Genomic DNA, 26,589 nt, shown 5'->3' on the forward strand with positions numbered 1-26,589 from the left:
ATTTCTACCAATATACTACCGCGATTGCGTTATAGCAAGCACTAATATTTAAGCATAAATGCAAAGAGGTATCAAAACGTAGATCTTTGGGCAATAGTCCACCGCGCGAAGCACGGAACCACTACCGCTGCTTGTGACTGAACAGCCACTCTAACAGACCCGGCTGTACGAAAACATTCTCCCAACTATCATGTTTTACGCCTTCATACTCTGTGTACTTATATTCCGCCCCTAAACTTTTCAGTTGCTCTACATAGTCGCGGGATGCAGTAACGGGAACTATCGGATCTGCTCCGCCATGAAAAATCCATACAGGCACCTTATGTGCGAATTTACCAGCCGTATGCACATTACCTCCACCACAAATCGGGAACGCAGCAGCAAACATTTCCGGATAGTTCGTAATCATATAAAATGTTCCCATTCCTCCTAAAGACAGTCCCCCGAGATACACTCTTTTGGTATCTATTTTACCGGTAGCGTACAGTGAATCCAACAATGATTTCAATAATGCAGTTGGTTTGGTAGGCTGACCATCTATCGGAAAATCGAAGTTGTACTTTTTAGCAATGGAATCATAGGTAACTTTCATTGGTGCCCAGGTTTCGGGCACAGGGAGTTGCGGGAAGATGACATATGCCGGGAAAGCCTCACGGAGACTATCATTCGCCAACCATTTACCGCCATGCTTTAATTGGGCTTTATTATCACTACCTCTTTCGCCTACGCCATGCAGAAAAATGATGAGTGGATATTTTTTATGATGATTAAGGTGCAAGGGCGTCATCATCCGGTAACGGAGGGTATCACCATGATGGATATACGTTTCGTAACTGTATACCGAATCAGGCGTCTGGGCCCTTGTCTGTATGGCAAATACAGATAGTAGCAGACAGCATACTATTTTGAGGTAGCGCATAAGTGTAGATATTTCTACCAATTTAATACCTCAAACGCGTTATCGCAAGTATTAATATTTGAGCGTAAAATGCTGCTTCACTTTGAAGTCTTTGCGGAAAAATACCAACCCGATAAAAAACAAGTCTATGGTATAAGTTACCTGTTCTGACTGCATAATCCGATGCCATACCTCTTCCATATCTGGGGTCCAGTGGATATCATCGAAGATCAGCACCGTATCGTTGTGTACATAGGGCAGGGCTTCTTGGAAATAGTTCCAGGTGGGTTCCTTCCTGTGATTACCATCGATGTACATCCAGTCCAGACGCGGTATTTGCTGGAGTAGTTTCGGCAATTCCGTATCGAAATTCCCGATACGTTGTTCTATATTTTTGATACCGAGGGAGTCAAAATTAGAGCGGGCTTTGGCGGCTATATTAGGACAGCCTTCTATCGTGTATACGGTGGCGTTAGGGTTTGCTTTTGCCATGTAGGCAGACGACATTCCCATGGAAGTCCCTAGTTCCACCAGGTATTGGGGTTGTAGGTACTGAATCAACCGGTAGAACAACTGGCCAAATTTAGGCTGTTTGGCAGCGTAGCGGGTAATATCCCGAACACGCCTGTCGTTACCGCCAGAAACAATGGAACCAGCGCCCAGGTCTGTAACCTGGATGGTTTCCTCGCTACGCAGCAACTGCTGGCGCAACAGTTCTATCTCACGAAAAGCAGGTTGCTGTTTTTTATCCCGCAGTACCTCCTCAATAAGAGAAAATACAAATGGGGAATGTACATCATGCCGGTTTCCTGCTGTGAAATAGTATTTCAGGTATTTACCTGCTACCGAAAACTGTTGCGCTAAACTCACTGACTCAGTTAATTATGTTAATAAATTTTGCCTTTGATAATACCCCATTTATGCAAGCGATGCTGGAGGGATACTCTCAGTACACCCAGGCCATAAATGGCGCTTCTTTTGAAATTGATGCTGCTGGCCTCATCAAAATACTTGGTAGGACAGGTGATTTCAGCAATCTCATAGCCTTTCATGAAGATCTGTGATACCATTTCATTATCGAACACAAAATCGTCATTATCAGCCATATAGTTGATATTCCGCAGTACCTCTCCGGAAAAAGTACGATAACCAGTATGATACTCGCTCAACTTCTGACCAATCAGAATATTCTGTGTCAGCGTCAGCATACGGTTAAAAATGTATTTATAAGCAGGCATACCACCTTTAAGCGCGCCTTTACCCAAAATACGACTACCGAAAACCACTGGATATACATCATTAGCAATGATACTGCACATAGCAGTAATCAGCTTAGGCGTATACTGATAATCCGGATGCAACATCACTACGATATCTCCACCCAGCTCCAACGCCTTATTATAGCAGGATTTCTGGTTGCCTCCATAACCTTTGTTTTTATCGTGTCGAACAATATGTTTAATACCCAGTTGTTGTCCAACAGCGATCGTATCGTCCTTGCTGCAGTCATCCACCAGTACTACTTCATCAACGATATCAAAAGGGATCTCCCTATATGTCTTTTCCAATGTAAGTGCCGCGTTATACGCTGGCAACACTACTACTACCTTTTTTTGATTCAACATGAATGCAGATACAATTTGTAGGTTCAGTGTGCAAAGGTAACTTACCTGACGATAATTCAAAATATAAAACCAATACCATCCATCATGATTTAATTTTAACTGTTATTTATTATTTATCTTTGTTCCTTACATTTTTGGCATCATATTTTCTCAAATTTTTGTTAACAAAAAGCAAAAACGCATGTTAAATCAACTACCAACGGGAATCCAACGTAACCACAGCGTTTCTCTCAAACGCAGCGTAGCATTGCCGTTAGTATATCTGGCTGAAAAACTTACTGTGAAAAATTGGATGAAACTAGTACCCGTATTCGTTGTCTTGCTGCTTTCTCTGAACGCCATGGCGCAGGAACCGGAGTTAAAATCTACTGTATCTCCTACCATTAAGACCCAGGATACTACTATCCGGCACATTATTGAGGAATTACAGCGTATTACAGACAGCGACAAACAGAACTCAAATTATATTCAGGCCCTCCTCCAGGGTAAAGAATTGGATAATATCAGTAAATATGAACTGATTAAATCCAATATCATCAATGCCAGCGAAACTTATTACCTGCTGAACAAAAAGATCATTGACCTGAAATCACGTACCACCACCAACAATCTGGACGTGTTCATCACGTCCCTGAACAACCCGGAAAGTAAGGCCCTTGGCTTCTCGCTGAGCGACCGTATCGTGGATCTGGTGGAAAAAATCATTCTGAAAAACAAATCGGAAAAAGGGGATAAAAACAGTAAAATCGTAGAATCCACCAAATCTATCATCAACAGTCCCATTTTCCAGAGCTTTACCAGTCTGACGCCGCCCCTGGCCATCGCCAACTCGGTAATGAACTTCCTGCACAGCGTGAGCGTGAATAACAAACAGATTAACCAGAAATCCTTACAGGACTTCGAAAAAGAACTGAATAAATACGTAGTGTACTATACTGCTCTCAATGATGCTAACCAGAAGTTCGAATATGGACTGAACTTCAATAAGGATCAATTGGGCCTCCTCCAGGAAAATCTGTTCGATCACCTGTCATTCACCGCTACCAGCCTGAAATTCCCTCCTCCTCAGAAAGGAAATCAGTCGCTGAGCGCTACCATGAATGATTACTTCTTCGACTTCAAAAAAGAAAAAGTGATCGACTTCTTCAATCAGTTGGAAAATAAATATACCGGCAAAAACAAACGTATCGACTACGAATCCCTGCTGAGAGAAAATCCAAACCTGAAAGAAGTAAACAACCAATTGGAAGACCTGGTTCTACAAACAAAACGTTTCGAAAACCTGTACAATGAGTACTTCACCCTGCTGGATTCTTATTATAGCAAAGTAAACAACGGGCTGAAAATCGCACAGGACAATGGTCTTGCTGAAAAGAGCGTCATCGATAACAAACAAGCAGAATTCAGATCACTGAAAACAGAAGCCGTACAAGAAATCCAGGCCTCTATCAATATCAGGGAACTGTATCAAAACACCGAAAAAATTAAATACCGCTACAGAATATTCTAAGCGGAGTCCCAACTATATAGGCATTGGGGATTTGAGGATTAAAACATCCTCAAATCCCCAATTTCTTTTTCAGGTTATATAGATTTTATCAATAACTTTACATCCTCAAAGCAAGGAAATGACGACTGTACAACTGGAGTATATTGTTGCGGTAGACACCTACAGAAGTTTTGTAGTAGCAGCAGAAAAGTGTTTTGTAACACAACCAACGCTGAGCATGCAGATCCAAAAACTGGAGGATGAGCTGGGGATCAAGCTGTTTGACCGCAGTAAATTGCCAGTAGTACCAACAGAAATCGGATCCGCTGTCATAGCACAAGCACGGATCATCCTGAAAGAAAATGCCCGTATTCGGGAAATCATAGCAGACCAGAAAAAAGAAGTCCAAGGCAATCTGAAAGTAGGTATTATCCCCACACTAGCGCCTTATCTACTGCCACGCATCCTTACCGGCTTCATGAAAAAATACCCAAAGGTAAAGCTGGAAATATGGGAATATCCTACCGAACAAATCATGCAGCAACTGAAACAAGAACTGCTGGATTGCGGACTGCTGGCCACTCCCCTGCATAATCCCCACCTGGAAGAACATCCCCTCTTTTACGAATCATTTGTAGTATATACTTCCAAAAACCACGAACTCTATGAGAAAAAGGTCATCCGCCCGGAAGATCTCGATGTGAAGGAAGTATGGCTACTCAATGAAGGACATTGCATGCGCAACCAGGTCCTCAATATCTGTAAAGACAAGTTCACCATGGGGGAATACAAAAACCTGGAATATAATACCGGCAGCGTGGAAACACTGAAACGCATGGTAGACCTCAACGATGGTTATACCATTTTGCCAGAACTCTCCCTCCAGGATTTATCTCCGAAACAACTGAATATGGTGCGCTATTTTAAGACGCCAGAACCAGTTCGTGAGATCAGCCTTGTGACACATAGGCATTTCATCAAACAAGCCTTAATTGAGGCCTTTAAATCCGAAATTCTGGCGCATATCTCTGATAAGATGAAAGCACAGAAGAATAAGAAAGTAGTGGAGATTATCAACGATTAATAAAAGCGATCTAAATACTCCTTGTCCTGCCTGCTGGGCAGGCAGGACGAAAAAAACCGGAAGGTGACGTCGTAGACGTCACCTTCCGGTTTTTTGATATAGCTTCTTCTATATACGCAATAATTATTTTTTTACTGCTGGTTTATAGTATTGCATGGCCTCAGGCATCAACTGCTGCAACTGCGCCACACGACGTTCGTCGCTAGGGTGAGTAGAAAGGAACTCAGGTGGCTTGCTAGAGCTAGCACTCATTTGCGCCATACGCTGCCAAAATGGAATAGCCTCTTGTGGATTGTATCCGGCCATTGCCATGAAAATCACACCCATGTGATCCGCTTCCAGCTCGTTCTGACGGGAAAATGCCAGTATACCAACATTACCACCCACACCCACTGCTTGGTTAAACAGATTCACCGCAGTAGGATTTTTACCCAATGCCAATGAACCAGCTACCTGGATACCTTGGGCTACCATCTGCTGACTCATACGCTCATTACCATGACGAGCAATCGCATGCGCAATTTCGTGCCCCATTACACAGGCCAGCGCGGTCTCATTTTGTGTTACTGGCAAGAGTCCTGTGTATACTACCACTTTACCACCTGGCATACACCAAGCATTCACTTCTTTACTATCTACCAGGTTAAACTCCCATTTATAATTTGCAATAGAAGCACCCTGACCTTTCTGGTTCATGTATTGGGTAACAGAATTGGCTATGCGCTGTCCTACTCTTTTCACCATATCAGCATCTTTGCTGGTGGTTTGAGCAACTACTTTATTGGAAGTCAGAAATGTCTGATATTCCTGTAATGCCATGGATTCCATGGTACTCTCTGGAAGGAGCAACAATTGTTTCCTTTCAGTAATGGGAACGTTCCCACATCCGTAAAGGAATGCGGCTGCGACAGTAAAGGCGAATGCGATCTTTTTCATGGGTTTATTCAATTTTTGCGATAAGCGATGCAAACCTAAGAAATATTTATCTTTTGTGATATGCATAAAAACAAAAGAGCCTATTGCAACATCCGTTCCAATAAGCTCTTTTAATATTATTTAAGAAGATTAATGTTTCTCTTTGCGGTTCTTGAACAAAGGTACTTTGCTCTCATTTCCTTTCAGCAAACGACCAATATTCTTCTGATGCGTAAGTACTACCATCAACGCTACAGCAATAGCAAATATGCGGTAATACAATTCCGGTTCATTGAAGATATACAGTATCAGTACAGGGAATGCAATACTAGCAATGATAGAGCTTAATGATACATATCTTGTCAGAAAAAGAATCATCAGAAATACGCCTACACAGCACAGTGCTACCACCGGTTGAATTGCCAGTACCAAACCGAAAAGAGTAGCAATACCCTTACCACCACGGAAACTAGCCCAGATAGGAAATATATGGCCCAGTACAGCCGCCAGACCCAAACCAATCTGGAAGTTTACCAACTGCGTGAGATGATCGGAATTTTGATAATAAGGAGCCAAATAAGCTAACCTCACTGCCAGTACACCTTTGAGCATGTCTACAATCATCACGAATGTACCAGCCTTAGGACCCAACACCCTGAAAGTATTAGTGGCGCCAGCATTTCCGCTGCCGTACTCCCGGATGTCCATCCCAAATACACCTCTACTTACCCATACAGCCGTAGGTACAGATCCTATCAGATAAGCGCAAAAAAGCAATAAAAATTCTGTCATCACAATAAGTTAGGTAATGCTAAGATAACGAATATTGTGTTAAAATTAAGCGAATATTAGGAAAGTTTATAACACAAAAGTTGGAAATTCAATAACTTTCATATGTGTTTTTCGCATAATTTCTATTGCACGATAAACTGCAGTGCCAGCCAGTTGTCTTTCTCAATTTTGCGCTGCAATTCAAATCCATGAGGAGTGGCTGCGGCCAGAATTTGTGTCTCGTCAGATGGCATGATACCACTTAGCAAAAGTATACCGCCAGGGGATAAAAGCCGGCGCATATCTGCCATAAAGTGCAACAGTATATTACAATTGATATTCGCTAGCAATATATCATATTTTTGGGAAATATCGCTCAAATTATCCGCCTGCCACACTTTTACCTTAGTGGTATGGTTCGCTTCTAGGTTCTCAAGGGTGTTATTCACCGCCCACTCGTCATAATCAATCGCATCCACTACTGCCGCTCCCATCATCTCCGCCAGAATCGCCAATATACCAGTACCTGTTCCAAAATCAAATACCCGACGCCCTTCAAAGGATAAATCCTTCATCAATCGAATCATGGAAGAGGTTGTAGCATGATGCCCCGTTCCAAACGCCATTTTAGGGGTAATCTCTATGTCGTACTGCGGCTGCGGCACAAATGGCGCATGAAAGTTCGCACGAATACCGCAAAAATTATCTACCAATACCGGCTGAAAATTACTCTCCCATACTGCATTCCAGTTCTGCTGTTGGATCAATTCCTGCGTATAGGTAATACCGTTAGTTCCCAGTAACTCTTCCAACACGCTTGCATCAAAATCTCCCTCCGGAATAAACGCTACCAGTGCCGTTTCCTGCTCCTCAAACCCCTCATAACCAACAGCCGATAACTGCGCGATCAGCAACTCCGCGACCTCGCCCGTTGCCTGTATTGTAATTGCGATGTGTGACATAAGCGGCAAAGATAACTGAATCCCCGCTATTATATGCGTCAGATGAAGTTGTTGAAAAAAATTGAAATAATATTATATTTGATTTTTATAATATCTATATACCTATGAAAACACTACTCATGCTGTTGTCTGCCATGACAATCTCCTGTGCAGCTATGGCACAAACCACTGTTATCAAGGTTCCCCCTCCGGAAGAACCCATGACCGATTCTATTATCTATGATGGGGAAAACGTCACCATCATCATCAACCGGGTATTCCTAATGGATTTTATGAAAACAATGGATACTTCCCTCCCACGCCAACAGTACAATGGGAAGGCTTTTAACCACGTGTCTTTCAAAAACTTCACGAAAGCAGAAATGGCCGCTCACTTTCAGAAAGCCTACTGCTACCTGGCAGATACCACCCATAAAGACTTAAACTTTAGCGCTACAAAAATGTACATGCAATGGGCGGAAGATGAAGGAATTCTCTTACCATACCTGGAATGTATCATACCAGACCTACTCAACCAGGCCAAACTGAAAGTGATTGAGAAATTTGTAAAACCTCAATTACCAGTTACCAGTTACAAAATGATTATGGAAGCGGTGCCAGGGGCTGATTTCAGAGCATTCCGACTAAACAACGGTAAACAGATTTTCAGAGAAAGTACTTATGCAGTGGAACAAAAACTCTCTCCACTATATTCCAGATAATTATTCCGAGAAATATATAAAAACAAAAGCCCGTCGCGCAATGCGACGGGCTTTTTATATAGCAGTTATTTCAGATTATTGTTCATCGAAATAAGGCTCCTGAGGTTTCTCAGGTTGGTTGCGATCTTCGCGAGGACCACGATCTTCACGAGGGCCACGGTCTTCACGCGGACCACGATCACGGAAATCACGTCTGTCGCCACCGCCGTTTCTTCTGTCGTCACGAGGACCACGTCTGTCACCACGATCACCACCACGGTCACCTCTGTCGCCGCGCTCTTCACGCTCAGGACGTTCTACGTAACCTTCTGGTTTTGGCATCAGCACTTTACGGCTCAGTTTGAACTTACCTGTTTTAGGATCTGTACCAGTCAGTTTTACTTTCACGGTTTCACCTTCAGACAGTACGCCTTCCATAGTATCCAGACGTTTCCAAGATACTTCAGAAATGTGCAACAGTCCTTGTTTGCCAGGCATGAATTCTACGAATGCACCATAAGGCATGATAGATTTCACAACAGATTCATATACTTCACCTACTTCAGGAACAGCAACAATACCTTTAATCCATTTCAGCGCTTTTTCCAGACCTTCTTTCTGTGCAGAGAAGATACTTACTTCACCAGTTTCACCAACTTCTTCGATGTTGATGGTAGTACCAGTTTCACGCTGAATTTCTTGGATAATTTTACCACCTGGTCCAATCACAGCACCGATGAATTCACGATCGATGATGATTTTCTCCATACGTGGAGCATGTGGTTTAGGTTCAGGACGAGCAGCAGGAACCGCAGCATACATCGCATCGATGATGTGCAGACGTCCTTTGTTTGCTTGTGCCAGCGCCTGACGCATTACGTCCATGCTAAGACCATCCACTTTGATATCCATTTGGATACCGCAGATACCATCGCGGGTACCAGTTACTTTGAAGTCCATATCACCCAAGTGATCTTCATCACCGAGGATATCGGTCAGTACTGCCCATTTGCCATCAGCAGCGCGGGAGATCAGACCCATTGCCACACCAGAAACGTGTTTAGGCAAAGGTACACCAGCGTCCATCAGTGCCAGGGAACCAGCACATACAGTAGCCATGGAAGAAGAACCGTTAGATTCTAGGATATCAGAAACAACCCTCACCGTGTAAGCGTATTCGCTACCTGGCATCATCTGCTTCAGGGAACGCATCGCCAGGTTACCGTGACCCACCTCACGACGACCAGGGCCGCGCATAGGTTTCACTTCACCGGTAGAGAATGGAGGGAAGTTATAGTGGAGAATAAATTTAACGTAGTTAGAAGTAGCTGCACTTTCGATCAGCAACTCATCTTCAGGAGTACCAAGGGTTACAGAAGTCAAAGACTGTGTTTCACCACGAGTAAACAGGGCAGAACCATGCGGAGAAGGCAGGATATCTATTTCCATTGCCAGCGGACGAACTTGCTCCAGTGAACGACCATCCAAACGGATTTTTTCGTCCAGGATCATGTTACGAATCACTTCTTTCTCCAGATCATGGAAGTATTGACCTACCAGTGGCTGATCTTCTTCAGGTAATTCACCCAGAGATTCTTTCAGCTCCTCTGCAATTTTCTTGAAAGCATCGCTGCGATCATGTTTTGCAGAAGCAGATTTTGCTACCTGGTAAATTTTATCTTTTGCGAAAGCAGCAATTTTTGCTTGCAGCTCTTCGTTAGTATGCGGTTTAGTGTATTCACGCTTGCCAGTCACACCTTTCAGTTGAGCCAGTTCTTGCTGTGCTTTCACTTGCACGCGGATAGCAGCATGCGCAGCTTCAATCGCCTGGATCAGGTCTTCTTCCTGACACTCCTTACTTTCACCTTCCACCATCATGATGTTCTTATCGGTAGCGCCGATAATGAAGTCCATGTCAGCTTTAGGGAGCTCGGAACGGTTAGGATTGATAACATATTTACCTTCTATACGGGCAACGCGAACTTCAGAAATAATTTCCTGAATAGGTACGTCGGAAACAGCCAGTGCAGCAGATGCAGCCAAACAAGCCAGCGCATCCGGCATCACTTCAGGATCTGAAGACACCAGTGTTACAAGTACCTGTACTTCGCAGAAGTAATCATCGGGGAACAGTGGGCGCAATGCACGGTCGATCAAGCGGGAGATCAGTACCTCGTAGTCTGACAGACGGCCTTCACGTTTGAAGAAAGAACCTGGGATACGGCCAGCAGATGCAAATTTTTCCTGGTAGTCAACAGTAAGCGGGAAGAATGACTGGCCTGGTTTTGGTTCTTTATTGGCAACAACTGTCGCCAGCAGAATGCAGTCACCCAGACGCACCGTAACCGCACCATCAGCCTGACGGGCTAATTTGCCGGTTTCGATAGTCACTATACGACCGTCTCCTATATCGAACTTTACTGAAATAGGTGTCAGATTCATAAAAAAGTGAGGATTAATAATTGAAAGCAATGTGCAACATGACGTTGTTCCTTTACAGACAATCAGTTAACGGAACAACAAAACATATACATACAAAAAAACTATTCCCAACCAGAAAGTTGGGAATAGCACTATAATTAAGTCTTGGTTATTTCCTGATACCTAACTTCTCAATCAGGGCACGGTAGCCGCTGAGGTTAGTTTTTGACAGGTAAGAAAGTAAACGCTTTCTCTGACCTACCATTTTCATCAGACCACGGTGAGTAGAGAAATCTTTTTTATTTGCTTTCAGGTGATTGGAAATGCTGTTGATACGCTCAGTCAGCAGTGCAATTTGTGCTTCCACGGAGCCTGTATTTTTCTCGCTTCCACCAAATTCCTTAAAAATATTGGCTTTCTTTTCAACAGTTAAGTAAGACATCTTGAATAATAATAAGTAATAATAATTTTTTTTGTCGCTATTTTTCCGGTGCAAAGGTAATTTAAAAAATACGAAATACCAATTTACCAGGGAATATATAATTATTTCAGAACTATTTATATGCATAAATAACTCTGATTCAATCATTTCATTATAATAACCCGCTTAAAAAAGTCAAGCGGACTCGCAATACCTGCGAAGTGCAGTACCTGCACAAGGCTGACCGAAAAGTCTATTTACATTCGTGATACTTGCGGTAGCAACCGCGTGAACAACGGCAAAGATAACAGAATTAAGATTATTTATCTGCCCTTCGGGAGATGACAGTCGCTCTGCCCACTACCTCCCTACGAAGAAAAGTTCACAGCGGCATTATCTGTCACATGCCCATTTTCTGTACGCAGTACCCTAGATGGGAATTTCTGTAACACAATATAATCATGTGTAGCCATCACAATAGCAGTACCTTCCCGGCATATACGGAACAATAACTGCATAATGCCATCAGAAGTTTCCGGATCCAGATTACCGGTTGGCTCATCCGCGAGAATCAGACGAGGAGAGTTCAGCATCGCTCGTGCAATGTCTACACGCTGCTGCTCACCACCACTCAACTCATAAGGCATCTTGAATCCTTTTGTACCCAAACCTACCTTATCCAATACATCTGTAATCTTTTCCTCGATCTGTTTATTATCCTGCCATCCAGTTGCTCGGAGCGCAAATTTTAAATTGTCGTGCACATTCCTATCCGTCAATAACTGGAAATCCTGAAATACAACCCCCAAATTACGACGCAGATATGGCACCTTCTTCCAGTCCATCTTCTTCAAATCAAAACCTACCACCTGGCCAGTACCATCCTTTAATGGCAAATCGCCATATAACGTCTTCAGCAAACTGGACTTACCGGTTCCCGTCTTCCCAATGAGATACACAAACTCCCCCTTGTTTACGGTAATATTCACATCAGACAATATCAGAGAATTTCCCTGATATACACTTGTATTCGTCAACTGTATAATTGGCTGTTCGGGCGTCATGTAGCGTTTTTCGTTTAGTTCTAGCTTGTAAGAAACAAAAATAACCAATTCGTATATAACTTCTTACGTAATCTCATAATAATTACAGATACCCCCCATTTTTTACCCCTTCCCCTCCCAAATTGACCATTTTCCAGCCTTTTTATCCCGTTTTTACCATTTCCATTCTCTCAAACTAATCTTTTAGTAGAAAAACTAATAAATTAGTTGTTCAACTAAAAAATTAGTTATAGTTTTATTCCAGCAAGTAAAATATACCGCATCATGAAACCATTGACCAAAGCAGAAGAACAAATTATGCAGGCCCTCTGGCAAACAGGACCCGCATTTGTGAAAGATATTATCGAGGCGATGCCGGAACCTAAACCACACTATAACACCGTGTCTACCTTAATCAAAATTCTCATTGAAAAGGGATTCGTGGAATTCAAAGTATTCGGCAAATCACATCAATACGCCCCTACTATCACCCGGGAAGCCTACAGCCATAAAACCGTGAGCAACCTGGTAAAAGGATACTTCGAAGGTTCTGTGAGCAACCTAGTCTCCTTCTTCGTGAAAGAAAAAGATATCAGCGTACAGGAATTGGAAAAACTAGTGGAACATATCAAAGATGCCCAAAAACATTCCAAATGAAAATACTCACCTATCTGCTCCAGGTGATCAGTTGCTCCGGTATCCTCTATGGCTACTACCTGCTGGCCCTGCGCAATAAAAAATTCCACGAGTGGAACAGGTACTACCTCTGCCTACTACCACTGGTATCCCTGCTGGTACCCCTCCTGAAAATCCCGCTGGAAGCCAATCACACAGATGCCTCTTTCGTATATGCTTATACGTATAAAGCGGTTACTATTCGGGAGGGACTTACCAGTCAGTCTACCTTCAATTATCAGGACTGGCTCAGCGCCGCCTACTCGCTCATTGCCAGCCTTCTATTAATCCGTCTCTTGGTATCCTGCTGGCGCATTATTCGCCTGGCAAAGCGCCTGCCACAGGAACCCATTCAGGATTATGTGCTCGTGGCATTAGATAAACCAGCCAGCCCGTTTTCCTTCTTTTCCTGGATATTCTGGCACCACAACACGCCATTATATGATGAACAGGGCAAACGAATGCTGCAACATGAGCTGGTACATGTACGCCAGCAACACAGCTTCGATAAAATATGGATGAACATCATCAGCGCTGTATGCTGGTTCAATCCTATATTCTACCTGACTAAAAAGGAACTCGCCCTCGTTCACGAATTCATTGCCGATAAACATGCCGCCGGAAAGGAAATCTCCGGATATGCGGAAGCCATCCTCCAGAACGCCTTTCAGAGCAAACAATTCGCTATAACAAATGACTTTTTTTATCCGCCAATCAAAAGACGTATTCTTATGCTTACACAATTCCAAAAAGACAGATTCAGCTATCTGCGCCGCGTGATGATACTCCCAGTAGCAGGTATTATTTTTTGTTCCTTTGCTTTCGTGGCTGCAGCGAAACAAGCTCCAATGCCTGTTGCAGCAGGTGTAACCACCACAACGCACCACGGTTATCCTGAAAAGCCGGCCATTTTCCCAGGTGGAGAAAACGCGCTGGAAGCATTCCTTATCAAAAACTTGAAATACCCTAAAACCGCTATAGACAATAAAATCAGCGGTACCGTAATGGTGCATTTCACTGTTGATGCAAATGGTAAAATCACCAATGCCCGCACCACCACCGGCAAGCCGCAGATCAGTAAGGAACTGGATGAAGAAGCACTCCGCGTAGTAAACAGTATGCCCAACTGGCTTCCAGCAGAGCAAAACCATAAAGGAGTATCCTCTGAAATCGCGTTACCAATCACCTTCCTGCTCCCAGGCACACCACAAGAGCAAGTATTGACTTTCGTGGAACACCCGCCTCACTTTCCTGGTGGCGACGAGGCATTAAATCAATACCTTGCTAAAAACATTAAATATCCGAAAGAAGCGCAGGCTAGAAAGAAACAAGGCACGGTTTTCCTCCAATTTACAGTAGGTGCAGATGGCAAAATCAGAGATGCAAAAATCGTAGGTAGGATATTGGGGGATGGATTAGAAGAAGAAGGACTACGCGTGGTAAATTCCATGCCACAATGGACTCCAGGCACACATGAAGGTAAAAAGGTGGCAGTACAATATAATCTGCCCATTCGGTTTCAACTCAGTAAATAACTTTCCTCCCGACCATTAAAAAAGCCGGTATCTGCAGATACCGGCTTTTATTTTTCTTCTAAACAACACAACATTAATTATAAACAAAAGTGCCTGCAGGCGCTTTAACGGTTACTTGTTTCTGTTCTGCAGCCTCTACCCTTCCGATAATCTGTGCATCAATATTAAAGCTCTTGGAAATCGCAATAATATCTGCTGCAATCGCTTCCGGTACATACAGTTCCATACGATGGCCCATGTTAAATACCTGGTACATCTCTTTCCAAGAAGTGCCTGATTGCTCTTGAATCAGCGTAAACAAAGGAGGTACAGGGAAGAGGTTGTCTTTAATGACATGCAATTTCTCAATGAAATGCAGCACTTTCGTTTGTGCACCACCACTGCAATGCACCATTCCATGAATCTGCGGACGGAACTGCTCCAGGACTTTCTTAATCACTGGTGCATAGGTACGGGTAGGTGACAATACCAGTTTACCCGCGTCTACCTGACCAAATCCAGGGATATCAATTTTATCAGTCAATGCTTTATTACCACTGAAAACCAATTCATAAGGAATTCCTGGATCAAAGCTTTCTGCGTATTTCTCTGCAATAGCCTTATGGAATACATCATGACGAGCGCTGGTCAGTCCATTGCTGCCCATACCACCATTGTAGCTACTTTCGTAAGTCGCCTGACCATAGGATGCGAGTCCTACTACTACATCTCCCGCTTGGATACGATCGTTAGAAATCACATCCTCTCTTTTCATACGGCAAGTAACCGTAGAATCCACGATGATGGTACGTACCAGGTCACCCACATCGGCAGTTTCCCCACCAGTGGAATAAATGCTGATACCATGATTGCGTAGCTCTGCCAGAATTTCTTCTGTACCATTGATAATAGCGGCAATCACTTCACCTGGCAGCAGTTGCTTATTACGACCGATGGTGGAGGAAAGCAAAATATTATCAGTAGCGCCTACACACAGCAGGTCGTCCATGTTCATGATAATAGCGTCCTGGGCAATGCCTTTCCAAACGCTGAGATCACCGGTTTCTTTCCAGTAAACATAAGCCAGGGAAGATTTTGTACCGGCGCCATCGGCATGCATAATATTGCAATAGGCCTCATCACCACCAAGAATATCGGGCACTATTTTACAGAATGCTTTCGGGTAAAGCCCCTTGTCAATGTTCTTAATGGCGTTATGCACATCTTCCTTGCCTGCGGAAACTCCACGTTTGGCGTAAATATTCTGATCCACCTGGAATTTGAGATTTAGTAATTTAGAGATAGTAGAAATTGCTTCCGGCTGCAAAAGTAACAGATTCCGCGCAGAATGCCCGCCGAATGTGTTAGATTTGCGGGGCTTTTTGATTGTTATAGAATTATATGCAGGTTCACAGGGACTTAGATCACTTACCGGAATTCCGTAATGCGGTTGTTACCATTGGTACTTTTGATGGCGTGCACCTCGGCCATCGTTACATTCTGCAGCAACTAGAACAGGCTGCTGCGGCCTGCAACGGCGAAACGGTGATCGTTACTTTCGACCCACATCCCCGCGAGGTTTTGGGCAGCTCTCCTCAGTCGGTCAAATTACTGACTACCCTTCCTGAGAAAATTGCCCTCCTGGAAAAACAGGGAATTGACCACTTGGTGGTGGTACCTTTCACAAAGGCTTTTTCTGAATTGTCGGCCCAGGCTTACTTGGAAGACTTCCTCATCTCCCGATTCCATCCACATACCATTATCATTGGCTATGATCATCGTTTTGGACATAACCGTGAAGGGGGACTGGAACTGCTAGAAGCGGAAAAAGAGAAATACGGTTTTGAGCTGATCGAAATCCCTCAACAGGTGGTACATGATCTCACCGTTAGTTCTACAAAAATCAGGAAAAGCTTACAGGACGCCCATATCCGGCTTGCCAATGAACTGCTGGGATACCGTTATTTTATGACCGGCACCGTGGTGCATGGGGATAAAATGGGCCGTCAACTGGGTTTTCCCACTGCCAACCTGAAACTAGCAGATGAACGTAAACTAATTCCGGAAGAAGGTATTTATGCCGTACAGGTATCGCTGAACCGCCACTGGACCACTATTCCAGCGGTGATGAGCATCGGCACCCGACCCACTTTCAACGGTACTGATCTGAGGTTGGAAGTCCACATTTTCGATTTCAACCGTGAAATTTACGGACAAACACTGACCGTTTATTTTGAAGAATATATTCGTGCTAACCAGAAATTTGACAATATCGATGATCTGATAAAACAGATTGCCGATGATACAGATAAAGCGAAGGAAATCCTTTCTAGATAATATTTGCCAGCACAAGAGAACGGCCCGTCAGCTTCGCTGACGGGCCGTTCTCTTGTTTATCCGCACGCCTCTGGCGTGCGGATAAACAAGAGGCAGAAGGTCTATGCCATAATTTTATACATCAATTCTTTCATTAACTCTCCATCTTCCACCCCACTATCGTTAATACCGATACTCCGTAAGTTGTAATGATGCAGCAACAAGATAGCTCTATCTGTTGCTTCCGGGCCATAGAGGCGGGCTGCCGCGATATAATCCTTTACAAAAAAGGGATGTACCCCCAGTGCGGAAGCGATTTCTTTTTCCCCACCTTTCACGACAAAAACGAGGCTCATCTTGGAGAAATAATTATAGAGGGCAGGCAGCATCATTTGCATAGGAGCCGCTTTAGGATTGGCCGCGAAATAAGCAATAATCTTATATACCTTGGCAGCGTTTTTCTGGCCTAATGCGCTTTGCAGCTCAAATACATTGTATTCTTTACTGATCCCTACATATTTTTCAATATCGCTTTCATCGATTTTCTTCTTCTCTGGCAGGTTTACCAGGAGTTTATCAATTTCGTTGGCGATGCGGGAAAGATCGTTGCCAATATGATCCACCAGGAGAATAGCAGCTTTTTGGGAGATAGCCAGTCCTCGACTACTTACATATCCTTCCGTCCAGGCGGGAAGCTGGTTATCATATAATTTTTTAGTGGAGAGGAGTACGCCTTTATCTTTAATCACCTTAGCCATTTTACTCCTTCCATCGATTTTGCCTTGTTTATGGGCCACCACAAACACCGTTGTGCTGAGGGGATTATCGATATAGGCTTCCAGTTTGAGGAGATCACGCATGGCCTGTGCTTCTTTGAGCACAACCACCTGGCGTTCTGCAAACATCGGATAACGACGGCAGGCATTGATGACCGTACTCCAATCCGTATCCTTTCCATAGAGGACAGTAAGATTGAAGCCTTTTTCCGCTTCTTCTAGCAGTTCATGTTCCGCATAGTTCACCACTTGGTCTATGAAGAAGTCTTCGTCTCCTTCCAGCCAGTAAAGCGATTTGAATTTTTTCTGTTTCCAGTCTTTTATTATATCCTGATAGTCCATGGATGGTACGAGCTGTTAAAATTATTTGATCACCACAATATCTTCTGGCAGCAGCAATGGTAATCTTTTGAACCGGAGCAGGAGTTGAGCTACGGCCAGTACATCTTTCTGGCAATAGGTGGCAATTCGTTCCAGGTCTTTTGTTTCCCAGAATACCTTTCCTACCATGCTACCATCTATATCATCCTTGGAAGAATCGATACCCATGATGGCTGTTAGCAGTTTCAGGGAGGTATAATGTTTGAAGTCACCGAAGCGCCAGAGGTGAAGGGTATCCACCACGGGTACTTCCCATGGTTTGAGGCCATGTAGCTGCAGTGATTTCGGCAAAGATAATTGATGTATCACAGAACGGCGGCAAATAAAGGGGATATCAAATTCCCGGATATTATGGCCAGCATACTGGAAACTGGGCATCCTCTCTTGGAACTTTTGAACCAATTCAAAGAAGTTATTCAGCAGTGAAACTTCGTCTTCACTGGCAAAAGATTTCAAGCGTAATTGATATCTGTTATTTTCCAGGTGAAAGAAACCTACTGATATACAAACGATTCTGCCAAACTCAGCAAAAATGCCCGCTCTATCTGCGTATGAAGCATCTTCACTTTCTGATTCTGGCGCAATTTTTGTATTTTTCTCCCGCCAGAGCACCTGCAAATGTGCGGGGAGTAGCTCCAATGCCGCCTCACCTGGCGTCGTCTCTATGTCAAGGAGCAATAACTGATCTAGTCCAATATTAGGTAACACGGATGGAAAACTGTTTTTTTAAACTTGACTATTATTAAATAATTTTAATGCCTACTTTTGAATAACGATTTTTAACCATATAACACATAAACATAAAACAAACAACTATGACGGAGAACACTTTTAACACACCTGCACCGGGATCTCCCGGACCAGAAAAACCCCGCAGCAGTCGGAATGTATTAATTTATGGTATATTGATCGCTGCCCTGGCAGGTACCTGGATATACATGTGGTTCGATAAGAACAAATCTAACGAAATCGTAACTACTCAAAAAGTCCAGATCGATTCATTAAACACTTCACAAGACGCTTTGAAGCAGGAATATGACGCTGCGAATGCACGTCTGGATGATCTGATCAGCCAGAACACACGCATGGACAGTCTCGTGAAAACCAAGGATAAGGAAATCCAGGATATGAAAGCGAGGATTTCCAGTATTCTGAGCAAGAAAAATGCTACACAGTCCGAACTGGCAGAAGCTCGTCGTTTGATTGAGCAATTGAAATCCAACATTGAAGGCTACCAGCAGACTATCGAGCGTCTGGAAGGTGAGAAAATTGTGCTGGCTGGTGAAAGAGATGTAGCACGTAAAGAGAGAGATTCTGTATCTACTGTAAAAGACAGTCTTGGTAAGAAAGTAGAATTGGGTTCTGTACTGCATGCCTCTAATATCAGGCTGGAGCCAATCCGCGTAAAAAATAATGGTAAAGAAGTAGCTACTACTAAAGCCAAGAAAGCGGATATGATGCGCGTAGAATTTGACCTGGATGATAACAGGATTGCACCTACCGGCGACAAAGAAATCTATGTAGCAATTTCTGCTCCTGATGGATCACCACTGGCAGTAGAAGCGCTGGGTTCTGGCAAATTCACACTGGAAGATGGTACTGAGAAACTGTATACAGCTAAGAAAACTGTAAACTATGTACAAGGTCAGAAACAAGCAGTATCTATGGATTGGAAACAGAATTCTGATTTCAAACCAGGTGACTATGCGGTAGAAATCTATCACAATGGCTTTAAAATTGGTCAAGGCAAAGTGACTTTGAGAAAGGGTGGATTATTTTAATGACTTGTTAATACATACAAGAAATTGCGAAAAGGCGGAACAGTTGTTCCGCCTTTTCTGTTTAAATGCGACAAAAAGTTCAACTTTTTTCTCTTGATGCTTTGTTAATGATTAGTTATTGGAGAAAAGTTATATATAAAAATAAAATTAAATTAACGTTCTTTGTGTTCATAATCAGAAAGAGATAGCCGGAGGCCAGTAAGCACTGGAACAAAGAAACCAATGCATTAAAGCAGCTAGTGACCAGGACGTTTATCGTGTCGGAAAACCCATATTAAAACTAATCGATTGCAGATTTCAGATTATCCTATTCAAACCCTGAAGTCGGAAGATCCTTTGTTTTAACTATGCCGATCCGGCTCGTTAATCAAATGAAAAATTGATGCTTTACCTGCCTAAAGCTATTACCGGAATAGTTCAGAAGCCCAATTAATACATAAGCATGGAAGACATCAACAAAATAGTGTACGTTGTAGATGATGATGAGATATTTCATTTCATCATTAAAAAAATGTTGGTACAGCAGGACGACAATCTGGTTGTGACATCATTTCTTTGTGCAGAGGAAGCCCTGGACCATCTAGCAGCCGTACCTCAGCCGCCATTGCCTTCTCTTATTATCCTGGACATGAATATGGACCGTATGAATGGATGGGATTTTATAGAGGCGTATCGTGGTCTGAAAACATCCCTCAAAAACTCGATTCCGATTATTATGTGTTCATCCTCTGTGGATGTTCGGGATTTGCAAAAAGTGGAAAAGACGCCGGAGTTAATGGCGTACATCACAAAGCCCCTGGACAAAAACAAACTAAAGGTGATTGAGGAATATCTCTAAAAGAAAAGGCCCTCTCTGCTGCGCAGAGAGGGCCTTTTAGATTTATGTATCTTAACGACTATGCTAATACCGCGTTGCCGTACATTTCTTCACGCAGTGTCTTCACTCTCTCGTCTGCCAGGTATTCATCAAAGGTCATCATTCTGTCGATAATGCCTTTAGGCGTCAGTTCGATAATACGGTTAGCTACGGATTGCATGTAGGTATGGTCATGTGTAGTGAACAGTACGATACCTTTATAGTTGATCATGCTTTCGTTGAAAGACTGGATAGACTCCAGATCCAAGTGGTTGGTAGGCTCATCCAAGATTACCACGTTTGGATCTTGCAGCATCATGCGACTGAGCATGCAACGTACTTTCTCACCACCGCTCAATACGGAAGTTTTCTTCATGATCTCATCACCACCGAAAAGCATCTTACCGAGGAAGCCACGCAGGAATGGTTCATCTACATCTGTTACGTGCGCAGGCACATACTGACGTAACCAATCCAGCAGGTTTACATCCTTATCGGTGAAGAATTCTGAGTTATCGTTCGGCAGATATGCTTTGGTAACGGTAGTTCCCCATTCCATTTTACCACTGTCGGCAGCTACTTCGTCGTTGATTACTTGGAAGAAGGTAGTCAGTGCCAGGTGGTCTTTAGACAAGAAGGCAACTTTATCTCCTTTATTCACAGAGAAAGTAACATCTGTAAACAGTTTGCGGCCATCAACAGATTTTTCCAGTTTCTCTACGTTCAGGATCTGGTTACCAACTTCACGGATTTGTTTGAAGATGATACCAGGATATTTACGGTTGGAAGGCTGGATATCTTCGATAACCAATTTTTCCAATGCTTTCTTACGGGAAGTAGCCTGTTTAGACTTGGAAGCGTTCGCAGAGAATCGGGCGATAAAGTCCATGAGGTCTTTACGCTTATCTTCCATTTTCTTGTTCTTATCGGCAATCTGACGGGCCATCAATTGGGATGACTCATACCAGAAGGAGTAGTTACCGCTGAAGATCTGGATTTTCGCACGGTCAACGTCCGCAACGTGCGTACATACGGCATCCAAGAAGTGACGGTCGTGGGATACAACGATCACGATGTTTTCGTAATCTGCCAGGAAGTTCTCCAACCAACCGATCGTTTCCACGTCCAAGTCGTTGGTAGGCTCATCCAAGAGCAGGATATCAGGATTACCGAACAGCGCCTGTGCTAAGAGCACACGTACTTTCATGCTACCTGCAATATCTTTCATTAATACATTGTGCAGTTCTTCTTTTACACCCAGGTCGCCCAGCAGTACGCCGGCATCACTTTCAGCCGTATAACCGCCCATTTCGCCATACTCGCCTTCCAGCTCGCCTGCACGGATACCGTCTTCTTCAGTGAAATCCTCTTTCGCATAAATGGTATCACGCTCGTTGGCAATCTCCCACAGCTTCTTGTTGCCCATTAATACTGCATTCAGTACCGTAACTTCATCAAATTCAAAGTGGTTCTGTTTCAGTACGGACATGCGCTCGCCGGGAGTGATTTCCACGGTACCTTTGTTCGGCTCGATTTCACCGGACAATATCTTCAGGAAAGTAGACTTACCTGCTCCATTGGCCCCAATCACACCATAACAGTTCCCTTTTGTGAAATTGAGGTTTACTTCGTCAAACAATACTCTCTTTCCAAAAGAGAGGGTTACGTTTTTAACACTGATCATGCTGGCTATGTAAATTTTGAAGCCGCAAAGTTACGAATATATACCCGGCTTTCCAAGTTAACAGCAAGTTAGCAAGTCAGCAAAAAATACAGGCATTAATAAACTATTAGTGAAAGTTTTATATATTGGCTTATACTTCATATATATCTATGCCCGATCATCAGAATATTCATTACGCCAGATGAACTGTAAGCCGCCAGAAAAGCAGCGTAAACAATTCTCCCAAAGGCTATTTATCCACTTTTTAACGATATCAGCCTTGGGGTAATATCATCCCACCAAAAACTTGATAGCTGTTAAATTATTATACCGAAGTTCATAAAATTGATACCCTGCTAAATGCAGGTACCGATCCAGCCACTATCGCCACCAAATCTGCAATGTCCCTGGCAGAAGTGCAAGCTACCATTCGCACTATTCAGACCTATGAAGCCGCCCACCCTGGCACCGATCTATGCCAAATCTATGTACCTGGATAATTTCGCCGATACACTGGAATTGGATATGAACAAATTATGAGCTGTATCATGAAATCTATTTCGTCCGTATCTTTAGCGCAAAATAACTGCCGCTATGACTGATTATAATCAGGTTTTTGAGAACAACAGAAGGTGGGTTGCTTCTAAAACAGCCACTGAAGCCGATTTCTTTGAGAAAATGGTGGATTCCCAATCACCCAAATATCTTTACATTGGTTGTAGCGACAGCCGTGTACCTACGAATGAAATTATGGGCCTGGAAGCCGGGGAAGTATTCGTACACCGCAACATTGCCAATCTCGTCTGCAATACAGACTTGAATGTGATGTCTGTGATCAACTATGCAGTGGTACACCTGGAAGTGAAACACATCGTAGTTTGTGGTCACTATAATTGTGGCGGCGTGAAAGCTGCTATGCAACCACAAGACCTCGGTATCCTAAATCCATGGCTCCGGAATATCCGGGATGTATATCGCCTGCACATGGATGAGCTCAACAGTATCACTAATGAACATGAACGTTACAATCGCCTGGTAGAACTGAACGTACAGGAACAATGCATCAATATTGTCAAAACGGCTGCTGTTCAGAAAATGTATACCAATCGCGGCTACCCTACTGTTCATGGTTGGGTATACGATCTTAAGAATGGCTTACTGAAAGATCTCCAAATCGATTTCGAAGGGGTACTTCACGAAATACAACGTATTTACGACCTGACTGGTCAAGGCCTGATGAAGAATGATCCTGAATAATTACAACTAATAACTATGGGTCCTATCGGTATTTTTGACTCAGGCTATGGCGGCCTGACGGTCATGAAAGAGATTGTAGCTGAGCTACCGGATTTCGACTATATCTACCTCGGAGATAATGCCCGCGCCCCTTATGGCAACCGGGGATTTGACTCCATTCATACCTATACCCTACAATGCGTTCAGCAATTGTTCCATATGGGATGTCCACTGGTGATCGTAGCCTGTAATACCGCTTCTGCCAAAGCACTCAGAACCATTCAGCAAAAGGATCTGCCGAATATCGCTCCAAACAATAGGGTACTGGGCGTTATCAGACCTACTACTGAAATGGTAGGCTCTATCACGCAAACAGGAGAAGTAGGTATCCTCGCTACCAACGGTACGGTTAATTCAGAATCCTACCCGATAGAAATTGCCAAATTCTATCCGCATGTGAAAACATTCCAGCAAGCCTGCCCGATGTGGGTACCGCTGATTGAGAATAATGAACATGACAACGAGGGCGCGGATTACTTCGTGAAAGAATATCTCGATAAAATCCTCTCCCAATCTACTAATATCGATACCCTGGTATTGGGCTGCACCCACTACCCTTTGCTGATGCGCAAAATACGGCAGCATCTGCCAGGTGGGATCACGGTACTGGCACAAGGAAAAATCGTCTCCCGCAGCCTAAAGGAATACCTGAAAAGACATCCTGAAATGGAAAAGCGGCTAACGAAAACGCATAAACGTACTTTCTATACAACAGATGATCCTGGGATCTTTGATAAGATGGCGGAGATTTTCTTTGGACATGCAGTTTCTTCTGAAAAGATTGATGCAGAAAAATTATAATTAAGAAACTGTATCAAAAAATGGGAAAAGGGAAATGATGTCTGCGACATCATTTCCCTTTTCCCATTTTTTCGTCGCCCCTGCCCGCTGGGCAGGGGCGACAAGCAGGATAGCTTTTTTATCCTGCCGCTTTTAAGACGACAGGCTGGAGCGTTTTTTAATATCCTTCCAATTTTAACAAGAATGCGAATTCCAATGCCTTATCCTTCAGGGCTTCAAATCTCCCGGAAGCCCCTCCATGGCCGGTTTCCATATTCGTATGCAATAACAACAAATGATGATCGGTTTTCATCTCTCTCAACTTGGCCACCCATTTTGCAGGTTCCCAGTATTGCACTTGTGAATCATGTAGTCCGGTTGTTACCAACACATTCGGATAGTCAGTACGACGCACATTATCATATGGAGAATAAGACAGCATATAATCATATGCATCTTTGTTCTTAGGATTGCCCCACTCATCGAATTCCCCGGTGGTAAGCGGTATGCTCTCATCCAGCATGGTGGTAACTACATCTACGAATGGCACCTGTGCTACCATACCATTCCACAACTCCGGACGCATGTTCATCACTGCACCCATCAACAGGCCGCCAGCACTGCCACCCATGGCATATAAATGTGCCGGTGAAGTATATTTTTCCCTGACCAGAAAATCAGCGCAATCTATGAAATCAGTAAAGGTGTTTTTCTTCTTGAACATCTTCCCATCTTCATACCACTGACGACCCATATCTTGCCCGCCGCGGATGTGAGCGATGGCATATGCAAAGCCACGATCCAGTAAACTGAGGGTCGTGGAACTGAAATATACATCCATGCTATGTCCGTATGATCCGTATGCATATAGCAATAGCGGGCGACTCCCGTCTCTCGTAAAACCTTTACGATACACAATAGATACAGGTACCGATGTGCCATCGGTGGCTACTGCCATTAAACGCTCTGAGACGTACTGCGACTGATCATATCCCCCCAACACTTCCTGGCGGCGCTTCAGCACGGATTCCTGCGTCTGCATGTTATAATCATACACGGAGCTGGGCGTTATCATAGATACATAGCCATAGCGAAGCTGGAAGCTGTCCATCTCCGGATTATTGCTGATATAGGCAGAATAAGCAGGTTCAGAGAATTTGATATATTGCTCCTTGCCAGTTCTGAATTCGATAATACGAATCTGCGTGAGCCCTTGGCTACGCTCATTCAGAGCCATATATTCCCGGAAAAGCGAGAGCTCCTCCAGCAATACATCACTACGATGCGGAATTAATTCCTGCCAATGCTCCCTGGAAGTCTGATCCAGCGAACATTGCATCAGTTTGAAATTCAGCGCGTCCCAGTTGGTGAGTATATAAAATTTATCATCGCGATGATCCACCTGATAGAGCATTTCACGGGTACGCGGATGAAATACCACGAACTCCGCTTCTGGCGTTTTAGCGCTGATATAGCGGATTTCAGATGTTAGCGTGCTCTCGCTGGTGATCATAATATATGCACCGGATTTGGTTTTATGAACACCTACATCAAAGGTTTCATCTGTTTCTACATATACCTCTTTATCATCGGTTATGCCCAGCACGTGGCGCATTACACGGTCAGACCGCAAGGTAACAGGATCTTTTCGTGTATAGAACAACGTTAGATTATCTGCCGCCCAGGTGTATGAAGGCGATGTATCCAGGATACTGTCTGGCAGCAGTTCTCCGGTGCTCAGGTCTTTTATGCGAAGGGTATATTTACGGCGACTTACCGTATCAATGCCATAAGCTAGCAGTCGCGCATCCGGACTGATAGTGAGTCCACTCACCTGGCAGTAGCTATGTCCTTCTGCCAGGATATTCACATCTAGGATGATTTCCTCCGGGTTGTCCAGGTGCTCTTTTTTGCGGCAATAGATGGGATATTCTCTCCCCTCTTCGAATCGGGTATAGTAATAGTAGCCGTTTTTCAAATAGGGCACGCCCATATCTGTTTCTTTAATACGGCCTTTCATCTCATGGAAAAGCTGTTCCCGCAACTCTTTTTGAGGAGCAAGAACAGCTTCCAGGTATGTATTTTCGGCATTCAGGTAATCAATTACCTGTTGATTTTCGCGATCATTCAGCCAGTAATAGTCATCTTGACGGGTATGTCCGTGGATGGAAAGTTTTTTTGCGATCTTCTCTGCGGACGGTGGGGTAATGTTTTCCATGCTCATCTTGCATTGTTTTGAATG

Annotated in this window: 24 protein-coding genes; 10 read left to right on the forward strand and 14 right to left on the reverse strand. The window is 43.7% G+C overall.

Annotation, left to right across the window (positions count from 1 at the left end):
• Positions 1 to 121: 121 nt before the first annotated feature.
• The 3 genes from JO154_RS00135 to JO154_RS00145 are packed head-to-tail and all read right to left on the reverse strand — an operon-like array spanning position 122 to position 2,523.
• Positions 122 to 919, reverse strand: coding sequence for an alpha/beta hydrolase-fold protein (locus JO154_RS00135; protein ID WP_291940771.1), 798 nt, complete (start codon positions 917 to 919; stop codon positions 122 to 124).
• A 51-nt stretch (positions 920 to 970) separates the two neighbouring features.
• The gene (locus tag JO154_RS00140; RefSeq protein WP_291940772.1) at positions 971 to 1,768 is read right to left on the reverse strand and encodes a class I SAM-dependent methyltransferase; all 798 of its coding nucleotides are present in this window, start codon (positions 1,766 to 1,768) and stop codon (positions 971 to 973) included.
• Between the two features lie 17 nt (positions 1,769 to 1,785).
• Positions 1,786 to 2,523, reverse strand: coding sequence for a glycosyltransferase family 2 protein (locus JO154_RS00145; RefSeq protein ID WP_291940773.1), 738 nt, complete (start codon positions 2,521 to 2,523; stop codon positions 1,786 to 1,788).
• A gap of 181 nt (positions 2,524 to 2,704) precedes the next feature.
• On the opposite strand from JO154_RS00145, the gene JO154_RS00150 reads away from it, so the two are divergent.
• Positions 2,705 to 4,033, forward strand: coding sequence for a hypothetical protein (locus tag JO154_RS00150; RefSeq protein WP_291940774.1), 1,329 nt, complete (start codon positions 2,705 to 2,707; stop codon positions 4,031 to 4,033).
• 118 nt (positions 4,034 to 4,151) lie between these two features.
• Positions 4,152 to 5,096 carry a hydrogen peroxide-inducible genes activator gene (locus JO154_RS00155; RefSeq protein WP_291940775.1) on the forward strand — a complete coding sequence of 315 codons (945 nt, stop codon included), beginning with the start codon at positions 4,152 to 4,154 and terminating at the stop codon, positions 5,094 to 5,096.
• A gap of 123 nt (positions 5,097 to 5,219) precedes the next feature.
• On the opposite strand, the gene JO154_RS00160 is transcribed toward JO154_RS00155, so the two are convergent.
• From JO154_RS00160 to prmA, 3 genes are all read right to left on the reverse strand, one after another.
• Positions 5,220 to 6,032 (reverse strand): M48 family metallopeptidase, encoded by an 813-nt coding sequence (locus JO154_RS00160; protein WP_291940777.1) that lies wholly within the window; start codon positions 6,030 to 6,032, stop codon positions 5,220 to 5,222.
• Between the two features lie 129 nt (positions 6,033 to 6,161).
• Positions 6,162 to 6,803, reverse strand: a complete 642-nt coding sequence (gene plsY / locus JO154_RS00165; protein ID WP_291940778.1) for a glycerol-3-phosphate 1-O-acyltransferase PlsY — start codon at positions 6,801 to 6,803, stop codon at positions 6,162 to 6,164.
• A 122-nt stretch (positions 6,804 to 6,925) separates the two neighbouring features.
• Positions 6,926 to 7,744, reverse strand: coding sequence for a 50S ribosomal protein L11 methyltransferase (prmA, locus tag JO154_RS00170; RefSeq protein ID WP_291940779.1), 819 nt, complete (start codon positions 7,742 to 7,744; stop codon positions 6,926 to 6,928).
• Between the two features lie 104 nt (positions 7,745 to 7,848).
• On the opposite strand from prmA, the gene JO154_RS00175 reads away from it, so the two are divergent.
• Positions 7,849 to 8,445, forward strand: a complete 597-nt coding sequence (locus JO154_RS00175) for a hypothetical protein (RefSeq protein ID WP_291940780.1) — start codon at positions 7,849 to 7,851, stop codon at positions 8,443 to 8,445.
• A 75-nt stretch (positions 8,446 to 8,520) separates the two neighbouring features.
• On the opposite strand, the gene JO154_RS00180 is transcribed toward JO154_RS00175, so the two are convergent.
• The 3 genes from JO154_RS00180 to JO154_RS00190 all read right to left on the reverse strand — a co-directional run bounded on the left by JO154_RS00180 (position 8,521) and on the right by JO154_RS00190 (position 12,330).
• On the reverse strand, positions 8,521 to 10,866 hold the full coding sequence (locus JO154_RS00180) for a polyribonucleotide nucleotidyltransferase (RefSeq protein ID WP_291940781.1): 2,346 nt from the start codon (positions 10,864 to 10,866) through the stop codon (positions 8,521 to 8,523).
• Between the two features lie 148 nt (positions 10,867 to 11,014).
• Positions 11,015 to 11,287, reverse strand: a complete 273-nt coding sequence (gene rpsO, locus JO154_RS00185) for a 30S ribosomal protein S15 (protein WP_111590482.1) — start codon at positions 11,285 to 11,287, stop codon at positions 11,015 to 11,017.
• A 347-nt stretch (positions 11,288 to 11,634) separates the two neighbouring features.
• Positions 11,635 to 12,330 carry an ATP-binding cassette domain-containing protein gene (locus JO154_RS00190; protein WP_291940787.1) on the reverse strand — a complete coding sequence of 232 codons (696 nt, stop codon included), beginning with the start codon at positions 12,328 to 12,330 and terminating at the stop codon, positions 11,635 to 11,637.
• Positions 12,331 to 12,594: 264 nt separating this feature from the next.
• On the opposite strand from JO154_RS00190, the gene JO154_RS00195 reads away from it, so the two are divergent.
• The gene (locus JO154_RS00195) at positions 12,595 to 12,966 is read left to right on the forward strand and encodes a BlaI/MecI/CopY family transcriptional regulator (RefSeq protein ID WP_291940791.1); all 372 of its coding nucleotides are present in this window, start codon (positions 12,595 to 12,597) and stop codon (positions 12,964 to 12,966) included.
• On the forward strand, positions 12,963 to 14,519 hold the full coding sequence (locus JO154_RS00200; RefSeq protein WP_291940793.1) for a M56 family metallopeptidase: 1,557 nt from the start codon (positions 12,963 to 12,965) through the stop codon (positions 14,517 to 14,519). The genes JO154_RS00195 and JO154_RS00200 overlap by 4 nt, the downstream gene beginning before the upstream one ends.
• 73 nt (positions 14,520 to 14,592) lie before the next feature.
• Here the strand turns inward: JO154_RS00200 and JO154_RS00205 are convergent, their stop codons facing one another.
• Positions 14,593 to 15,771: an AIR synthase related protein gene (locus JO154_RS00205; RefSeq protein ID WP_291940795.1), complete on the reverse strand. Its 1,179-nt coding sequence runs from the start codon at positions 15,769 to 15,771 to the stop codon at positions 14,593 to 14,595.
• A 128-nt stretch (positions 15,772 to 15,899) separates the two neighbouring features.
• Here JO154_RS00205 and JO154_RS00210 point away from each other — a divergent pair, with 128 nt between their 5' ends.
• Complete coding sequence (locus JO154_RS00210) at positions 15,900 to 16,835, forward strand: bifunctional riboflavin kinase/FAD synthetase (RefSeq protein WP_291940797.1); 936 nt, start codon at positions 15,900 to 15,902, stop codon at positions 16,833 to 16,835.
• A 101-nt stretch (positions 16,836 to 16,936) separates the two neighbouring features.
• Here JO154_RS00210 and holA read toward each other — a convergent pair whose 3' ends face one another.
• Together holA and JO154_RS00220 are read right to left on the reverse strand one after the other, a co-directional pair.
• Positions 16,937 to 17,932: a DNA polymerase III subunit delta gene (gene holA / locus JO154_RS00215; RefSeq protein WP_291940800.1), complete on the reverse strand. Its 996-nt coding sequence runs from the start codon at positions 17,930 to 17,932 to the stop codon at positions 16,937 to 16,939.
• Between the two features lie 21 nt (positions 17,933 to 17,953).
• Positions 17,954 to 18,679 (reverse strand): ribonuclease H-like domain-containing protein, encoded by a 726-nt coding sequence (locus JO154_RS00220; RefSeq protein WP_291940803.1) that lies wholly within the window; start codon positions 18,677 to 18,679, stop codon positions 17,954 to 17,956.
• 107 nt (positions 18,680 to 18,786) lie between these two features.
• Here JO154_RS00220 and JO154_RS00225 point away from each other — a divergent pair, with 107 nt between their 5' ends.
• Positions 18,787 to 19,752 (forward strand): hypothetical protein, encoded by a 966-nt coding sequence (locus tag JO154_RS00225; protein ID WP_291940805.1) that lies wholly within the window; start codon positions 18,787 to 18,789, stop codon positions 19,750 to 19,752.
• 442 nt (positions 19,753 to 20,194) lie between these two features.
• Positions 20,195 to 20,590 carry a response regulator gene (locus tag JO154_RS00230; protein ID WP_291940807.1) on the forward strand — a complete coding sequence of 132 codons (396 nt, stop codon included), beginning with the start codon at positions 20,195 to 20,197 and terminating at the stop codon, positions 20,588 to 20,590.
• A gap of 58 nt (positions 20,591 to 20,648) precedes the next feature.
• On the opposite strand, the gene JO154_RS00235 is transcribed toward JO154_RS00230, so the two are convergent.
• Positions 20,649 to 22,292, reverse strand: coding sequence for an ATP-binding cassette domain-containing protein (locus JO154_RS00235; RefSeq protein WP_291940809.1), 1,644 nt, complete (start codon positions 22,290 to 22,292; stop codon positions 20,649 to 20,651).
• 573 nt (positions 22,293 to 22,865) lie between these two features.
• On the opposite strand from JO154_RS00235, the gene JO154_RS00240 reads away from it, so the two are divergent.
• Together JO154_RS00240 and murI are read left to right on the forward strand one after the other, a co-directional pair.
• Positions 22,866 to 23,528: a carbonic anhydrase gene (locus JO154_RS00240; protein WP_291940811.1), complete on the forward strand. Its 663-nt coding sequence runs from the start codon at positions 22,866 to 22,868 to the stop codon at positions 23,526 to 23,528.
• A gap of 15 nt (positions 23,529 to 23,543) precedes the next feature.
• Entirely contained in the window at positions 23,544 to 24,368 is an 825-nt protein-coding gene (gene murI, locus JO154_RS00245; RefSeq protein ID WP_291940814.1) for a glutamate racemase, read from the forward strand.
• 157 nt (positions 24,369 to 24,525) lie between these two features.
• On the opposite strand, the gene JO154_RS00250 is transcribed toward murI, so the two are convergent.
• Positions 24,526 to 26,565 carry a S9 family peptidase gene (locus tag JO154_RS00250; RefSeq protein ID WP_291940815.1) on the reverse strand — a complete coding sequence of 680 codons (2,040 nt, stop codon included), beginning with the start codon at positions 26,563 to 26,565 and terminating at the stop codon, positions 24,526 to 24,528.
• Between the last annotated feature and the right edge of the window lie 24 nt (positions 26,566 to 26,589).

It is taken from the genome of Chitinophaga sp., from assembly GCF_019236475.1.
Lineage (GTDB): Bacteria > Bacteroidota > Bacteroidia > Chitinophagales > Chitinophagaceae > Chitinophaga.

Bases quoted from the DNA above. Each gene is read 5' to 3' on its own strand.
- JO154_RS00200 (WP_291940793.1), top strand. From the start codon at position 12,963: ATGAAAATACTCACCTATCTGCTCCAGGTGATCAGTTGCTCCGGTATC.
- JO154_RS00225 (WP_291940805.1), top strand. From the start codon at position 18,787: ATGACGGAGAACACTTTTAACACACCTGCACCGGGATCTCCCGGACCA.
- JO154_RS00145 (WP_291940773.1), bottom strand. From the start codon at position 2,523: ATGTTGAATCAAAAAAAGGTAGTAGTAGTGTTGCCAGCGTATAACGCG.
- JO154_RS00250 (WP_291940815.1), bottom strand. From the start codon at position 26,565: ATGGAAAACATTACCCCACCGTCCGCAGAGAAGATCGCAAAAAAACTT.
- JO154_RS00190 (WP_291940787.1), bottom strand. From the start codon at position 12,330: ATGACGCCCGAACAGCCAATTATACAGTTGACGAATACAAGTGTATAT.
- rpsO (WP_111590482.1), bottom strand. From the start codon at position 11,287: ATGTCTTACTTAACTGTTGAAAAGAAAGCCAATATTTTTAAGGAATTT.
- JO154_RS00235 (WP_291940809.1), bottom strand. From the start codon at position 22,292: ATGATCAGTGTTAAAAACGTAACCCTCTCTTTTGGAAAGAGAGTATTG.
- JO154_RS00180 (WP_291940781.1), bottom strand. From the start codon at position 10,866: ATGAATCTGACACCTATTTCAGTAAAGTTCGATATAGGAGACGGTCGT.
- murI (WP_291940814.1), top strand. From the start codon at position 23,544: ATGGGTCCTATCGGTATTTTTGACTCAGGCTATGGCGGCCTGACGGTC.
- JO154_RS00155 (WP_291940775.1), top strand. From the start codon at position 4,152: ATGACGACTGTACAACTGGAGTATATTGTTGCGGTAGACACCTACAGA.
- JO154_RS00195 (WP_291940791.1), top strand. From the start codon at position 12,595: ATGAAACCATTGACCAAAGCAGAAGAACAAATTATGCAGGCCCTCTGG.
- prmA (WP_291940779.1), bottom strand. From the start codon at position 7,744: ATGTCACACATCGCAATTACAATACAGGCAACGGGCGAGGTCGCGGAG.
- JO154_RS00160 (WP_291940777.1), bottom strand. From the start codon at position 6,032: ATGAAAAAGATCGCATTCGCCTTTACTGTCGCAGCCGCATTCCTTTAC.
- plsY (WP_291940778.1), bottom strand. From the start codon at position 6,803: ATGACAGAATTTTTATTGCTTTTTTGCGCTTATCTGATAGGATCTGTA.
- JO154_RS00240 (WP_291940811.1), top strand. From the start codon at position 22,866: ATGACTGATTATAATCAGGTTTTTGAGAACAACAGAAGGTGGGTTGCT.
- JO154_RS00150 (WP_291940774.1), top strand. From the start codon at position 2,705: ATGTTAAATCAACTACCAACGGGAATCCAACGTAACCACAGCGTTTCT.
- JO154_RS00230 (WP_291940807.1), top strand. From the start codon at position 20,195: ATGGAAGACATCAACAAAATAGTGTACGTTGTAGATGATGATGAGATA.
- holA (WP_291940800.1), bottom strand. From the start codon at position 17,932: ATGGACTATCAGGATATAATAAAAGACTGGAAACAGAAAAAATTCAAA.
- JO154_RS00175 (WP_291940780.1), top strand. From the start codon at position 7,849: ATGAAAACACTACTCATGCTGTTGTCTGCCATGACAATCTCCTGTGCA.
- JO154_RS00210 (WP_291940797.1), top strand. From the start codon at position 15,900: ATGCAGGTTCACAGGGACTTAGATCACTTACCGGAATTCCGTAATGCG.
- JO154_RS00135 (WP_291940771.1), bottom strand. From the start codon at position 919: ATGCGCTACCTCAAAATAGTATGCTGTCTGCTACTATCTGTATTTGCC.